Origin of the sequence: Thermocatellispora tengchongensis (assembly GCF_014202315.1) — a bacterium.
GTDB lineage: Bacteria > Actinomycetota > Actinomycetes > Streptosporangiales > Streptosporangiaceae > Thermocatellispora > Thermocatellispora tengchongensis.
Map to the genome: position 1 here is coordinate 94108 of NZ_JACHGN010000003.1, position 14448 is coordinate 108555.

Here is a 14448-nt window from a genome sequence, read left to right on the forward strand (position 1 = left end):
GCAGGAGAGAAGCGAGTGGCGACGACGAACGACCTCAAGAACGGCATGGTGCTGAAGCTCGACGGCGGTGAGCTGTGGACCGTCGTGGAGTTCCAGCACGTCAAGCCCGGCAAGGGCGGCGCGTTCGTCCGTACGAAGCTGAAGAACGTCCTGTCGGGCAAGGTCGTGGACAAGACCTTCAACGCGGGCGTAAAGGTCGAGGTGGCCAACGTCGACAAGCGCGAGATGCAGTACTCCTACCTCGACGGCGACGACTTCGTGTTCATGGACACCGAGACCTACGACATGGTCCACGTGCCGCGCGCCACCGTCGGCACCGCCGCCGACTACCTTCTGGAGAACACCCTCGCCACGGTGGCGTTCAACGAGGGCTCCGCGCTCTACGTCGAGCTCCCCGCCGCCGTCGAGCTGACCGTCTCCCACACCGAGCCCGGCCTGCAGGGCGACCGCTCCACCGGCGGCACCAAGCCCGCCACCCTGGAGACCGGCGCCGAGATCAAGGTCCCGCTGTTCATCACGACCGGCGAGAAGGTCAAGGTCGACACCCGCACCGGCGATTACCTCGGCCGGGCCTGATGTCGGCTCGGGGGAAGGCGCGCCGCAGGGCGCTCGACATCCTCTTCGAAGCCGAGCTGCGCGGCGAGGACCCTCTCGCGGTCCTCGCCGAGCGCCTCGAACGGGCCGAACCGCCCGTCAACGAGTACACCAGGGCCGTCGTCGAGGGCGTGGCCAGGCACCGCGCCCGCATCGACGAGCTGATCTCCGACTACGCCGAGGGCTGGACCCTCGACCGCATGCCCGCGGTCGATCGCAACGTGCTGCGCGGCGGCACGTACGAGCTGCTGTGGATGCCCGACGTGCCCGAGGGCGTGGTCATCAGCGAGTGGGTGCACCTCGCCGCCGAGCTGTCCACCGATGAGTCGCCGCAGTTCGTCAACGGGCTGCTCGCCCGATTCAAGCAGCTCAAACCCAGCCTCACGCTCTGAACCGGCGTAGGCTGGGGCCCGTATCGGGGGCGCGCCGCCGCGGCGACGGGGCCGCGCGACCCGGTCGTATGGACGAGTCGATGCGGGCGGAGGGCTTACCGTGCGGAGCGAAGGCGGCACGAGGCAGGCGGCGGCACCGGGAGTGCGCACCGCGGTGGTCTGGGACGCCCTGGAAGCCGTGCTCGCCGAGCGGGCCAAGGCCACCGGGCGCGACTCGCTCGACATCGTCGACGCCGGGGGCGGCACCGGCGGCTTCGCGGTGCCCCTGGCCGAGCTGGGCCACTCGGTGACCGTGGTCGATCCCAGCCCCGACTCCCTGGCCGCGCTCGAACGCCGCGCCGCCGAGGCGGGCGTCGCCGTACGCGCGATGCAGGGCGACGCCGCCGGCGTCGGCGAGCTGCTGCCGCCCGCGAGCGCCGACCTGGTGCTGTGCCACAGCGTGCTCGAATACGTCGATGAGCCCGCCGCCGCGCTGGCCGCGGTGGCCCGGCTGCTGCGCCCCGGCGGCGCGATCAGCGTGCTCGCCGCCAACCCGCTGGCCACCGCCATCCACCGCGCGCTCGCCGGCCGCTTCGACGAGGCGCGGCGGGTGCTCGCCGACCCCAGCGGGTGCTGGGGCGACCGCGACCCCACCCCGCGCCGCTTCACCGGCGAGGCCCTCACCACGCTGCTGGCCGGCGCCGGGTTCGCGCCCGGCGAGGTGCACGGCGTACGCGTGTTCGCCGACCTGGTGCCCAGCCGGCTCATCGACGGCGAGCCCGGCGCGGCCGGCGCCCTGGTCGAGCTGGAGCGCGCCGCCGCCGCCCACCCCGTGCTGCGCGAGATCGCCACGCGGCTGCACGTCCTCGCGACCGTCCAGGGGTAGAACAGGCGTTCGCATAGGATGGTGTCGTGTCGCGGAAACAGCAGGTCCCGAAGGTCGCGGCGGTCCAGGGCGCCGACGACACCGGCTGCCCGATCCTCCATGTCGACATGGACGCCTTCTACGCCAGCGTCGAGCTGCTCGACCGGCCCGAGCTGGTGGGCAAGCCGGTCATCATCGGCGCGGCGGGGCTGCGCGGGGTGGTGCTGAGCGCCACGTACGAGGCGCGCGCCTTCGGCGTCCACTCGGCCATGCCGATGACCCGGGCCAGGCGGCTGTGCCCCCACGCCGTCGTGATCCCGCCCAGCCACGGCAAGTACGCCGAGGTCTCCAAGGGCGTGATGGAGATCTTCCGCGCGATCACGCCCCAGGTCGAGCCGATCGCGTCCGACGAGGCGTTCCTCGACGTGGGCGGCGCGCGGCTGCGGCTCGGCTCGCCGGCTCAGATCGCGGCCATGATCCGCGCCGAGGTGCGCGAGCGCTACGGCATCACCTGCTCGGTGGGCGTGGCGAGCAGCAAGTTCGTGGCCAAGCTCGCCTCCCGCCAGTGCAAGCCCGACGGCCTCCTGGTCGTCCCGGCCGACCGGGTGGTGGAGTTCCTCCACCCGCTGCCCGTCGGGGCTCTGTGGGGCGTGGGGGAGCGCACGGAGCAGGCCCTGGTCCGGCTGGGCATCAACACCGTCGGCGACCTCGCCCGGGTGCCCCTGGCGACCCTGCGCCGCGAGCTGGGCCACGCGGCCGGCACCCACCTCGCGGCCCTCGCCTGGGGCCGCGACGAGCGGGCCGTGACCGCCCACGTGCCCGACAAGAGCATCGGCGCGGAGGAGACCTTCCCCGCCGACGTGGACGACCCCGAGGCGATCCGGCGCGAGCTGCTGCGGCTGTCGGAGCGGGTCGCGGCCCGGCTGCGCGCGGGCGGTCATGTGGGCAGAACCGTGAGCGTGAAACTGCGCCGTTCCGACTTCACCACGATCACCAGATCGCGCACGCTGCGTGAGCCCACCGACGTCGCGCAAGAGATTTATGTCACAGTCTGTGACCTTTACGCCGCCGCCGGCCTGGAGCGCGTGCGACTGCGCCTTGTCGGGGTACGGGTGGAGAACCTCCGGGGTGCAGATTCGGCCGTGCGGCAGCTTACCCTGGGAGAGCGGGAGTCAGGCTGGAGGGAGGCGGAACGCGCGATGGACAAGGCGGTGCGACGTTTCGGGCCCGATGCGGTCCGCCCGGCGTCGCTGGTTCGTCCTAAGTTTGATGGAATAGATCTATGACGTCGCCTCCGGTTTGGTTCGCGTTGGACGTTTGCTTTCGTACGCGTCTACAGCCTCGTATTCTGGGGATAACCGACCGCGAGGTTCGGACACCCCGTGTCGTCCGTTGCCGTCTTCCCCGTCCTGGGGCCGTCCTTGGGAGGCGCCATGCCGCTCTCTGAGCACGAGCAGCGCTTGCTCGACCAGATCGAGCAGGCCCTCTACGCCGAGGACCCGAAGTGGGCCAATACCGTCCGGATTCGTGATCCGCGCAACCATTACAAGCGTCGCCTGGTCAAGGCCTCCATCGGCTTCGTCCTCGGCGTGGTCCTGCTGATGGTCGGCGTGATCAACTACATCCCGCTCGGCGTAGGCGGCTTCGTGGTCATGCTCGCCGCGTGTTTGTGGGGTCTGTCCAGTTGGAAGCGTATGAACGGGTTCGGCGACGCCGCGGCCTCCCCGGGCTCGTCGGCATCGTCCGCCCCCAGGCTCGACCGCCGCACGCGGCAGAGCTTCATGCAGCGCATGGAAGAACGCTGGCGCCGCCGCCACGACGAGCACTGACCCCCGCCCGGCCTTCCCCAGGGGGCCGGCGCACCCCACACCCCCCATACACGGCGACCCGACACGGCGGGCGACCCACCCCGGGCCACGCCCGCCCGTCCCCTTGACCCCCCTCCCCACAGGACGCACCCGCTTCCTCCACAGGGCCCCGCCCGCCACCCCCCGTGACGGGCGCCCACCCCTCCCTCCCGGGGCCACCCCTCTCCCTGGCCCGGCCCTCCCACCGGTGCCGAACACGCCGGCCCGCCCTCGGCCGTTTCGATGTCACCCTCTCCGTGGGCCGGTCCTCTCGCTGGTGCGCCGAGCACGCGGGTCCGCCCTCGGCCGTCTTGGTGTCATCCCTTCTCCGTGGGCCGGTGCTCTCGTTGGTGCTGAGCACGGGGGTACGGTCTCGGCTGTCTTGGTGTCACCCTTTCTCCGTGGCTCGGCCTTCCCGTCGGTGCAGAGCACGCCGCCCCGTCCTCGGCCATCCTGGCGTCAACCCCTCCCCGTTTCCTGCGCTCCTTTGGCGTCACCCCCTTCCCCGTTGTCTGCGGCCCTTTGAAGGGGCCGAACCCGAGGCCCGGCCCCGGCCGTCCTGGCGCCACCCCTATCGACCCGCCCGTGGTCTCACCCGCCCCGTGGTTTCACCCGTCGTGTGGCCACCCGTCCCGCGGTCTCACCCGTCGCGTGGCCACCCGCCCCCGGTCTCACCCGGCCCGCGGCGCCTCACCCATTGCGCGCCGCATCTCGCCCGGTGCCATCCTGAGTCTCCGACCCCCGTCCCCCGCAGGCGGCACGGCGGCCCCCGGCCCAGCGTCGTGCCCCACCACGCCCCGAGAACCGTGTCGGGGGTGCAGGGTGCGTCCTCGTCGAAGGAGGGCGACGAGAGGCGTCACTTTCGCGAGGCGACGGGAGGGCGTCGCTTTCGCACGGTTTCTGGCACCCACCTTGTTCCGCCTTGCGGACATTCCACCTGTGCCCGGTATTTCATGGTTGCGCCCTTCCGCCCAAGTGCGGCGAGGGCAGCGTGATGGGCGGGCCGCGGCGGGGCGCGGGACCCGGCAGGTGGCGGAGGCTGTCGCCGACGTAGGTGAGGGCCCGGCCCCAGGCTGTGAGAACGAGCCGGTGAGGGCGTCGGCGCGGCCGGGATGGCCGCGTCATGGGCCGATATCTGCCTACCCCCACTTGGCGGGCGCCCCGCCCTTCTGACGGCCCCGACTTCCGGTAGGGCCGCTCGTGCTGGGCCTGTCCTGTGGGGGTGGCCTGGCAGGTGGGCGGCGATGGTTGACGGGGCGGCGAAGAAGGCCGCTCGCGGCCGTGAGGTCGAGGCGGTGAGGGCTTGCGCGCGGTGGGGGCCGTGGCATGTGGTGGCCGTCTGCCGGCCCGCCTTCCGGTGGGGCCGCTCGTGTCGGGCCTGTCCCTGGGGCTGGCAGGTGGCGGCGGCCGTCTTGGAGCGGCATCTGCCTGCCCCGACTTGGGGGTGCCCCGCCTCGCCTGCTGGTGCCCTCGTCCTGCACGTCCCATTTCGCCGTGCGGGGATCGTGGAACATGCCCGGTGGGGGCGCCCCGGGGAGGGGCGCCCCCGACCATTGCGTCAGGGCGTGGTGCGGCGGGGGCGGCGGAGTCTCAGGGACTCCAGGCGGTCCCAGCCGTCCAGGAGGCGGGTGCCCAGGGCGCGGAGGCGGCGGAGGGTGGAGGGGGGCATCAGGGTGGCCCTGATGCGGCGGCCCCGGGGGGCCGTGGCCGCGAGGGCGCGGCGGACGCGGCGTAGGTCGACGGAGAGCAGGCCGGGGTCGCCGGGGGTGCGGGCGAAGAGCATGCGCTCCGCCACGGTGGTGATGTGCCGGAGCGACTCGGTGGCCTTGGGGTCGAAGCCGTGCTGCTGGGACACGCGCTGGGCCAGGGTGCGCGGGGTCTCGCTGGGGTCGCGCGTCACCCCGTAGTCGTACAGCAGGTCGTCCAGTTCCGCCCAGGCCGCGGCGACGCCGGCGGCGTAGTGGCGGGCCCTCGCGTCCCCCTGTCCGGTCCGTGCACCGGTGATGCCGGCCATGGGGTGGCCGGTCCTGTCCGCCGGGTCCGCCCGTTCGGCCGGTGCACCGGTGATGCCGGCGGTCCCGTCCGCCGGGGCCCCGGGACCGAGCCGTACGGCCGGGGGCCCCGGGTCCGGCAACGGGCGGTTGAGCGTGCGCAGGCGCCGGCTCCGTGCCAGGGTGCGGACCAGGGCCGGGACGAGCAGCAGCAGGACCAGGAGCGCCACGCCGGCACCGATGCGCGGGGCCACCGGCGGGTCCTCCTCGGTCACCACCGGGGCCAGCGTCCCCTCGCGGTCCTCCAGGCGGGGGTTGCGGGGGGCGGTGGGGTCGGCGGTGGAGGTCGTCTCGTCGGGGCTCGCGCTCTCCGACGGGTCGGAGGTGGCGTCGCCGGTGGCGGGGTCGTCCGGCGGGGGGACCGAGTAGTCCGGGGGCCGGGCCGTGCCCTGGCCGAGCGCGCCCGCGGGGGTGGGCTCGAAGGCCAGCCAGCCGACGCCCTCGAAGTACAGCTCCGGCCAGGCGTGCGAGTCGTGCGTGCCCACCTGCCAGGTGCCGCCGACGTTGGTGCCGCCGGTGTAGCCGATCGCCACCCGGGCCGGGATGTCCAGCACGCGGGCCATGACCGCCATGGCCGCGGCGAACTGCTCGCAGTAGCCCACCCGGCTGTTGATCAGGAAGTCGATCAGCGCCGAGTTGCCGTGGCCCTGGGTCTGCAGGTTGTAGGAGAAGTTGCCGTCGCCGGTGAACCACTCCTGCAGCCGCACCGCCTTGTCGTACGGCGTGACCTCTTCGGCCGTCACCTCGCGGGCGAGCTGCCGGATCCGCGGCGGCAGGTCGGGCGGGAGCTCCAGGTACCGTTCGACGACCTCCGGGCCGGGCGGGCCCGCGGCCTGCAGCAGGTCCCGGGTGGGGGCGGGCTGGTCGCTGGTGACGGTGTACTGCAGGCCCTCGGCGTAGTCGCGGGTGGAGAACACCATCAGCGTGGAGCGGTCGGCCCGCCAGTCGCCCTCGGCGCCGACCTCGGTCGCGGGGTACGGCAGCGGCAGGAACTGCAGGTCGTCGATGTCCTCGCTGATCTGGATGTTCATCTGGGCCCGCTTGGTCGGCACGCCGGCCCGGAACCCGGGCGGCGGGGGCAGCGGGCCGTTCTCCACCCGGTCCTGGGGCCTGCCGGTCGGCGGGGTCATCGTCCACTGCTCGCCGGTGAACAGGTCCAGCGACCACATGCGCAGGTAGTGCGGCAGGTTGTCGCTGCTCCGGTACGTCAGCACGGTGGCGTTGTCGGGCAGGGTGAGCTGCCCCTTCAGGCTGACGATCGGGTTGGGGATGCTGATGGTGTTGCCGTTGCGGCCGTTGCCGGGGCCGCCGACGCCGAAGCCGAACAGCGGGTTGGGCTCCAGCGTGGGGATCAGCGCGGGCAGCACGATGGCCAGGGCGATGGCGGTCACCCCGACCCGCTTGCCCGACAGCCGCAGCCCTCCCGCGTCGGCGGCCGGGCGGGCGGTGCCGCGCGTACGGCGTACCAGGACGGCCCGGCCCCACCGGCCGACGCGCTCACGGCCGTCGGCGGCCAGCAGGCCGGTGTAGCCCGCGGCGGCCAGGATGAACGCAGGCCACGCCAGCGGCTCGGCGACGATCTCGGCGGGGACGATGAACAGCGCGAGCAGCGGCAGCCCGGCCAGCGCGGCGCGGCGAGCCCGCACCGCCAGCGCGTCCACCATGACGGCGATCAGGCCGACGCCGGCCGCGGTGATCAGGGTGATGCCCGGGTTGTCGGGCACCGGGGCGGCGAACCGCTGGATGTCGTCGAAGCCGCGCGCGGTCAGCTCGGCGAGGGTGAAGAACGCGTCGCGGGTCGGCACGATCCGGGCCCAGGCGTCGTCGGCGGCGAACGAGGCCGTCAAATACACCCACAGCACGGTGAGCTGGGCGAGCGGCGTGAGCCAGCCGGGCAGCCGGTAGCGGGTGGCCAGGAGGCCCGTGGCGATGATCAGCAGGATCGCGCCCAGGCTGCTCCAGAGCCAGGAGCTGCCGGCGAACAGCGGGTAGAGCGTCACCGCGACCGCGGCCGTGGCCAACCCGGAGAAGAAGGACAGCCTCATGCTCACGCCGCGCCCCCGCCTCCGGCCCCGGCGGTCGCGGGGGCGCCCAGGCGCAGCGGCGTCGGGGCGGTGATGCCCTGGCCGGGACGCTGGGCGGCCTCCTGCCACACCGCCGCGAGCGATGTGGCGGACGGCAGGCGCACGACCCGCCACCCGGTGCCGGCGAGCACGGCCTGCGCCTGCCGGAACTCGGCGCTCTCGCCCGCCCCGGGGGCCTCCCACACGGGCGTGTCGAGCAGCACCGCGACCCCGGTCACGCTGCCGTGCCGCAGCCGCGCCAGCGCGGTGGCCTCTTCTGGGTCCACGGCGCCGAGCACCGCGATGATCAGACCGTCGCCGCCGCCTCCGCGCAGCGCGGACAGCCCGTACTCCAGCGAGCGCGTCTGGCTCTGGCGTACGACGGCGAGGGTGTCGAGCAGGGAGTGGCTCACGCCGTTGTCGGTGATGTGCTCGGCGCCCTGGTCGGTGACCAGGCGCAGGCCGAGCCCCTCGCGGGCCAGGTGCACCCCGATCGAGGCCGCCGCCGAGACCGCGACCTCGAACGACGAGCGCGGGCCCTCGCCGCGGTGTGCGTGCCTGCGGGTGTCCAGCAGGAGGGCGCCGCGGCTCTGCCACTGCTGCTCCTCCCTGCGCACCATCAGCTCGCCGCGCCTGGCGGTCGAGCGCCAGTGCACCCGGCGCAGGTCGTCGCCGTGGCGGTACTCGCGCGGCGCCACGTCGTCGTCGCCGGCGGCGGCCACGCTGCGCGTACGGCTGTCGCCGCCGCCGGTCCACTCGCCCGACAGGCGTACGTGGGGCAGCGGCACGACCTGCGGCGTCACCACGAGCGTGTCGGCGATGGTGAAGCTCCGGTCCAGCTCGACCAGGCCGAAGGGGTCGGTGATCCGCACGGTCAGCGGGCCGATGGTGAACCGGCCGCGCAGGTCGGAGCGGACCTTGTAGTCGATCTCGCGGATGCCGCGCGGCTCCACCCGGTCCAGCACGAAGCGGGGGCGGGCGCCCAGAGCGTACGGGACGGTGTCCTCGATCAGCATCAGCCCGGTCGGCAGCCGGGTGACGTTCTCCAGGCGCAGCGTCACCGTCGCCTCGCCGCCGGCCTCCGCCCGGACCGGGTCGAGGCGGCGCGCGCAGCTCAGCCGGTAGCGGGTCCGGGCGACCACCGTCGCGGCGAGGAGGGGCAGCGCGGCGATCAGCACGCCGACGCGGAGCAGGTCGTGCTCGCCCAGGACGAACGCGCACACCAGCGCCGCGAAGCCGGAGGCGAGGAAGGATCTGCCCCGCGAGGTCAGCGCCGACAGTCCGGCTCTCATGCGATCCCCTCCGCCGGCCGCATGAGCGACAAGACCGTGCCTGTGGTTCGCTCGCTCACTGCCTCGGGCCCGCCCCGCGTCGTGGTGGCGCCCCGCCGGCCGCCGACTGGGCGTCGGGCACGGGCACCCTGCGGATCAGGTCGGCCACCACCTGCTCGGGGTGGCGGCGCTGGCCCTGGGCCTCGACGCTGGGCAGCAGCCGGTGCGCCAGCACCGGGATCGCCAGGTCTTGCAGGTCGTCGGGGATGACGTAGTCGCGGCCCGACATCGCGGCGTGGGCGCGCGCGGCGCGCACGAGCTGCAGGGTGGAGCGGGGGGACGCGCCGAGGCGCAGGTCGGGCGACGTGCGGGTGGCCGCCACCAGGTCGATCGCGTACCTCTTGATGGGGTGCGAGACGTAGACCGAGCGCACCGCCTCGATCAGCGCCTTGATCTCGGCGGTCGTGGCCACCGGCTCCAGCTTGTCCAGCGGCGAGGCCGCCCCGTGCACGTCGAGCATCTCCAGCTCGGCGGCGGGCTCGGGGTAGCCCATCGCGATGCGGGCGGTGAAGCGGTCGCGCTGCGCCTCGGGGAGGGGGTAGGTGCCCTCCATCTCGATCGGGTTCTGCGTGGCGATCACCATGAACGGCGAGTCGAGCTCGTACGTGGTGCCGTCCACGGTGACCTGGTGCTCCTCCATGCACTCCAGGAGCGCGGACTGGGTCTTCGGCGAGGCCCGGTTGATCTCGTCGCCGACCACGATGTTGGCGAACACCGGGCCGGGCTTGAACTCGAACTCGCGGGTCTGCTGGTTGTACGCGCTCACCCCGGTGATGTCGCTGGGCAGCAGGTCGGGGGTGAACTGGACGCGGCGCACGGGGCAGTCGATGGAGCGGGCAAGGGCCTTGGCGAGCATCGTCTTGCCCACGCCGGGCACGTCCTCGATCAGGAGGTGTCCCTCCGCCAGCAGGACGGTCATGGTGAGACGGACGACGTCGCTCTTGCCTTCGATCACCGATTCGATCGCCTGGCGGATCCGGTGCGCGGTCGCGACGAGATCCTCTAGCTGTCCGACGTCATGGCTTACTGCCACCAGGCCTCCATGAGGGTGCGACGGTCGCCCCGCGGACAAGACGCGATGGCGGATTCCTTGCGATTGCTTTCCATTGTGTGTACTGACACTACGATGCGGCCGGTTCTGGGGCGACTTTTAGTGACATTCCGGGTGAACAGCCACAGTGTCGCCGCGTGATTTCCCGACAGCGTGCCATGGGCGTCCCGATCCTGTGACATGCCTCCCATACACCTCCGCCCCATACCACCTCTCTGCAACCGCCGCAGACCCCTCCACCTTCCCCCACCTCCGGCCCCCAGGCCCGCCGCATACCGCTTTTCCAGGGCATTCCGCCGTTCCGCGGCTTTGCCGGGCCTGTTGCGAACCGGCGACACGCCCATGCGGAACCGGTACCGCTCCACTCCGCCCCACCCGCGCACCACCCCTTTGACCTGCGAAAACGCGCGAGAAAGCGCGCCGCGTAACGATTGGGATTAGTTGACGGTGGGGAGAAGTGGAGTATGGTGGTGCGCAGTGGAGGGCAGGGGCTCCAGCGCTGAGCGCTCCACGAGGCGTGGGAGGTGGGGCCGATGTTTCTCGGCACCCACCAAGTGCGTCTCGATGACAAGGGACGGCTGTTCCTGCCGGCGAAGTACCGTGAGGAGCTGGCGGAGGGTCTGGTGATCACCAAAGGCCAGGAGCGCTGCCTCTACGTGTTTCCCGTAGAGGAGTTCACGCGCATCACCGAGGCTCTGCGCACGGCGCCGGTGACCGCCAAGGCGGTTCGCGACTACAGCCGCGTCTTCTTCGCCAGTGCTTCCGACGAGGTGCCCGACAAGCAGGGGCGCGTCACGATCCCGCAGGCGCTGCGGCAGTACGCCGCGTTGGAACGCGACTGCGTCGTCATCGGGGCCAACACCCGGCTGGAGATCTGGGCGGCCCACGCCTGGGAGACCTATCTGGCCGATCAGGAGCAGGCGTTCGCCGATCTGTCGGAGGAGGTGCTGCCAGGGATCCTGTAGATCACGGTCGATCCGTCGGTTCGATGTCGTTCGGCGAGGTCTCCACCCGCACCCACCCGTCCCTAGCTGATGCACCTTCCCCGGTGTCAGGTAGGCGGTTCACACGAGGCGGTTGCGGATGGGGACCTGGCCGGGCGGCCGGGTGGGGACCTGAAAACAGGATGCGCCGACGATCGACGATGCCGCATCATCCGCGAGCAAGGCGGCGAAAGGGGGGATTTGGGTCATGCATGGCAACGACGCCGGGCATGCCGCGCACACGCAGCACACGCACCGTGCCGGCGACACCGGCGCGGAGCACGCCGAGACCGAGCACACTGAGGCCGGGCGCACCGAGGCCGAGCGCACCAAGGCCGAGCACGGCGAGGCCGGTGGGCACGTGCCCGTGATGCTCGACCGCGTGCTGCAGATCCTCGCGCCCGCCCTCGACCGGCCCGACCCGGTGCTGGTCGACGCCAACCTGGGCCTCGGCGGCCACGCCGAGGCGCTGCTCGCGGCCCACCCGTCCCTGCATCTCATCGGGATCGACCGCGATCCCACCGCGATCGAGCGCTCGGCCGCACGGCTCGCGCCGTACTCCGCCCGCATCACACTGGTGAAGGCGGTCTCCGACGAGCTGCCCGCGGTCCTCGCCCGCGCGGGCCGTCCCCGGGTGGACGCCGCGCTGTTCGACCTGGGCGTCTCCTCGCCCCAGCTCGACGAGGCCGAGCGCGGGTTCGCCTACTCCTACGAGGCGCCGCTCGACATGCGGATGGACCCCGGCCAGGAGCTCACGGCCGAGCGGGTGGTCAACACCTACTCCGAGCGCGACCTGACCAGGATCCTGCGTCACTACGGCGAGGAGCGATTCGCCCCGCGTGTCGCGAGCCTGATCACCAAGGAACGGGCCAGGGAGCCTATAACGTCTACAAGGCGGCTCGCGGAAATCGTCCGCGCGGCGATCCCGGCCGCCACGCGGCGCACTGGAGGCAACCCGGCCAAGAGGACCTTCCAGGCGCTGCGCATCGAGGTGAACGGGGAGCTGGCCGCGCTGGAGCGCGCCCTGCCCGCAGCCCTCGACGCGCTGACCCTGGGCGGGCGGGTCGTGGTGCTCGCCTACCACTCCCTTGAGGACCGGCTGACCAAGCGGGTTCTCGCGGCGCGGGTCACCGAGGGCGGCCCACCCGGCCTGCCCGTCCCGCGCCCCGAAGACCTGCCCAGATTCCGCCTGGTGACAAGGGGAGCAGAGCTTCCCGGCGAAGAAGAGGTGGCCCGCAACCCGCGGGCGGCTTCGGCCCGGTTGCGGGCCGCAGAGAGGATCCGTGAGCCAGTTGACGAGGACTGAGCGAGACGTGGAGCGGAGCGTGCCCCCGCGGGGCCAGCGCCCGGGGCGGATGCCCCGCGTGCCGCGCGCCGGCTCGCCCCGCGCCGCCGGTCGTCCCGCCCCTGACGAGCAGCCCGAGACCGCCGCCCGCACCGAGGGCCGCTCCCGCGGGGGCGACCGCGCCCGGACCGAGGCCCGTGCCCGTGCCGAGGCGCGTGCCCGCGTGGACGGTGGCCGTGCCCGCGTGGAGGGCCGTGCGCGCGTGGACGGTGGCCGTACACGCGTGGAAGGCGGACGTGCGCGCGTGGAAGGCGGCCGTGCCCGTGTCGATGGGCGTGCCCGTGCCGAGGGCGTCGAGGGCCGGGCCCGCACCGGTGGGGCCGCCCGCGGCGAGGCCGCCGCGCGTACGTCCGACGGCCGCGCTCGCATGCGTCCCGCCCGCCCCGCCGCGCCCCAGGCCCGCGTCGAGCGCCCGTCCCGCCCTCAGCGGCCCGCCCGCCCGGAGCGCGCGGCTCGTCCCGAGCGCCCGGAGGCGGCGGCTCCGGGGCGTACGGCGCCCAAGCAGGCGCCCCGGCCCCAGGGGACGACGGCCGGCGCCACCACGGCGTCCCCGGCGAAGGCGAGCGGCGCCACCAGGCACGCGCCCACCGCCAAGACCGCGGTCAGGCCCGCCCCCGCGCCCCGCACCGGCGGCCCGGGAGGCACGGGCGGCTCCGGTGGCGGCCGCGACGGCGGCGGAGTGCGGCTGCGCCGCCCCTTGGCCGCGCGTCCGGGCATCCCGCGCCGCCGCGGCCGGGCCCCGCGCGCGCCGTTCGTGCTGCTCGTGGTCGGCTTGATGTGCGGCGGGCTGGTCAGCCTGCTGCTGCTGAACACCGTGCTCGCGCAGGACTCCTTCCGGGCCGACGAGCTCCGCAACGGCAACAAGGAGATCCTGCTCAAGAAGGAGCAGCTCAAGCAGAAGAACGCGCAGCGCGAGATGCCGGAGCAGGTCGCCGAGGAGGCTCTCAGGAACGGCATGCGCCCGGACAACTCGCCCAACATCATCGTGCCCGACGCGACCACGCCCACCGGCAGGGCATCGTCCCTGCCCGACTGACCCCGGGCCGAGCGAGTGACCGCACCCCAGGGGAGCACCCCCGCCGTCCCACCATGGCACCGCCCGCCCACCGAGCCCTGGGCACCGGCGGCCATGCCACCCGCGGCCCCCGGCCGCCGGCGGGGCGCTCCCGGCCGGCATGCCGACCGGCCCCGTCTCGGGCGTGGGGTGGATGAGGCGCTGGACGTGCACGATGCGCGGGACAGGGCCGCTGGCCCCGTGCCGCCTCCGGACTCGTCGGCGACCCCGGGGCCCTCGGCGGTTCTGCCAGGTCCGCAGCGGGCTGCGGCCGGTGTGCCCGAGCCGGGTCCTGGGACGGCCCTGTGGGTGGTGATGGCCCCGGGAGGCGCTCACGCGGGTGTGAGCGGCGTGGCCGTTCAGGGCCCGCCGGCGGTGCCGGTAGGGCCGGAGGCGTTGCCAGTAGGGCCGGAGGCGTTGCTCGTAGCGGCGGCAGTGGCGTGTGGGGCTGTGGCCGGTGTGCCGGAGCCGGGTCCTGTAGGGCCGGGGGCGATGGGCCCGCGAGGCGCCTGCGCGGCTGTGTGCGGCCCGGCCTCCCTCCCGGGCCTGTCGGCTCTGCCGGGCCTGTCGGCCCTCCTGAGTCCGCCGGTGGTGCTGCTAGGGCCGGTGGTGGTGCTCGGCGTGGCGCATGGGGCTGTGGCCGGTGCGTGCGAGAGGGTGTCGGCGGCCGGGGCCGTGCGGCCTGCCGTGGCGGGCGCTCGGCGTTGTGGGCGGGTCGTGTCCGCCGGTGGTCGCGCCGTCGTGGGGGCGGTGCGGCGGGACGGTGGGGGCGGGCTCGTCACGGGTCCGGGTGTAAGGGCGGTGCGGTGCCGTGTCGTAGCGAGGGCGGCATGGCGGTCGCGCCGTGGTGGCGGCGGAGGAGCGCCGCGTGCGAAGCGGAGGACGTGGACAAC

General features: G+C 73.6%; 11 protein-coding genes. 8 read left to right on the forward strand and 3 right to left on the reverse strand.

The window, feature by feature from the left end; translation table 11 throughout:
- Nucleotides 1-15: 15 nt before the first annotated feature.
- From efp to HNP84_RS06890, 5 genes are all read left to right on the forward strand, one after another.
- On the forward strand, nt 16-576 hold the full coding sequence (efp, locus tag HNP84_RS06870; protein ID WP_185048552.1) for an elongation factor P: 561 nt from the start codon (nt 16-18) through the stop codon (nt 574-576).
- Nucleotides 576-986 (forward strand): transcription antitermination factor NusB, encoded by a 411-nt coding sequence (nusB, locus tag HNP84_RS06875; RefSeq protein ID WP_185048553.1) that lies wholly within the window; start codon nt 576-578, stop codon nt 984-986. Before efp ends, nusB begins: the two co-directional genes overlap by 1 nt.
- 100 nt (nt 987-1086) lie before the next feature.
- On the forward strand, nt 1087-1851 hold the full coding sequence (locus HNP84_RS06880; RefSeq protein WP_185048554.1) for a methyltransferase domain-containing protein: 765 nt from the start codon (nt 1087-1089) through the stop codon (nt 1849-1851).
- A 26-nt stretch (nt 1852-1877) separates the two neighbouring features.
- Nucleotides 1878-3116: a DNA polymerase IV gene (dinB, locus tag HNP84_RS06885; protein WP_185048555.1), complete on the forward strand. Its 1239-nt coding sequence runs from the start codon at nt 1878-1880 to the stop codon at nt 3114-3116.
- 147 nt (nt 3117-3263) lie between these two features.
- Entirely contained in the window at nt 3264-3659 is a 396-nt protein-coding gene (locus HNP84_RS06890) for an SCO2097 family morphological protein (RefSeq protein WP_185048556.1), read from the forward strand.
- Between the two features lie 1576 nt (nt 3660-5235).
- Here the strand turns inward: HNP84_RS06890 and HNP84_RS06895 are convergent.
- From HNP84_RS06895 to HNP84_RS06905, 3 genes are read right to left on the reverse strand one after another with little or no spacing between them, the layout of a single operon-like run.
- Nucleotides 5236-7773, reverse strand: coding sequence for a transglutaminase TgpA family protein (locus HNP84_RS06895; RefSeq protein WP_185048982.1), 2538 nt, complete (start codon nt 7771-7773; stop codon nt 5236-5238).
- A gap of 2 nt (nt 7774-7775) precedes the next feature.
- The gene (locus HNP84_RS06900) at nt 7776-9083 is read right to left on the reverse strand and encodes a DUF58 domain-containing protein (RefSeq protein ID WP_185048557.1); all 1308 of its coding nucleotides are present in this window, start codon (nt 9081-9083) and stop codon (nt 7776-7778) included.
- 55 nt (nt 9084-9138) lie between these two features.
- Nucleotides 9139-10155 carry an AAA family ATPase gene (locus HNP84_RS06905; RefSeq protein ID WP_185048558.1) on the reverse strand — a complete coding sequence of 339 codons (1017 nt, stop codon included), beginning with the start codon at nt 10153-10155 and terminating at the stop codon, nt 9139-9141.
- 551 nt (nt 10156-10706) lie between these two features.
- Here HNP84_RS06905 and mraZ point away from each other — a divergent pair.
- The 3 genes from mraZ (at nt 10707) to ftsL (ending at nt 13537) form a co-directional block, all read left to right on the forward strand.
- Nucleotides 10707-11138, forward strand: a complete 432-nt coding sequence (mraZ, locus tag HNP84_RS06910) for a division/cell wall cluster transcriptional repressor MraZ (protein ID WP_185048559.1) — start codon at nt 10707-10709, stop codon at nt 11136-11138.
- Between the two features lie 388 nt (nt 11139-11526).
- Entirely contained in the window at nt 11527-12462 is a 936-nt protein-coding gene (rsmH, locus tag HNP84_RS06915) for a 16S rRNA (cytosine(1402)-N(4))-methyltransferase RsmH (RefSeq protein ID WP_185048983.1), read from the forward strand.
- A 283-nt stretch (nt 12463-12745) separates the two neighbouring features.
- Entirely contained in the window at nt 12746-13537 is a 792-nt protein-coding gene (gene ftsL / locus HNP84_RS06920) for a cell division protein FtsL (protein WP_185048560.1), read from the forward strand.
- Nucleotides 13538-14448 lie beyond the last annotated feature (911 nt).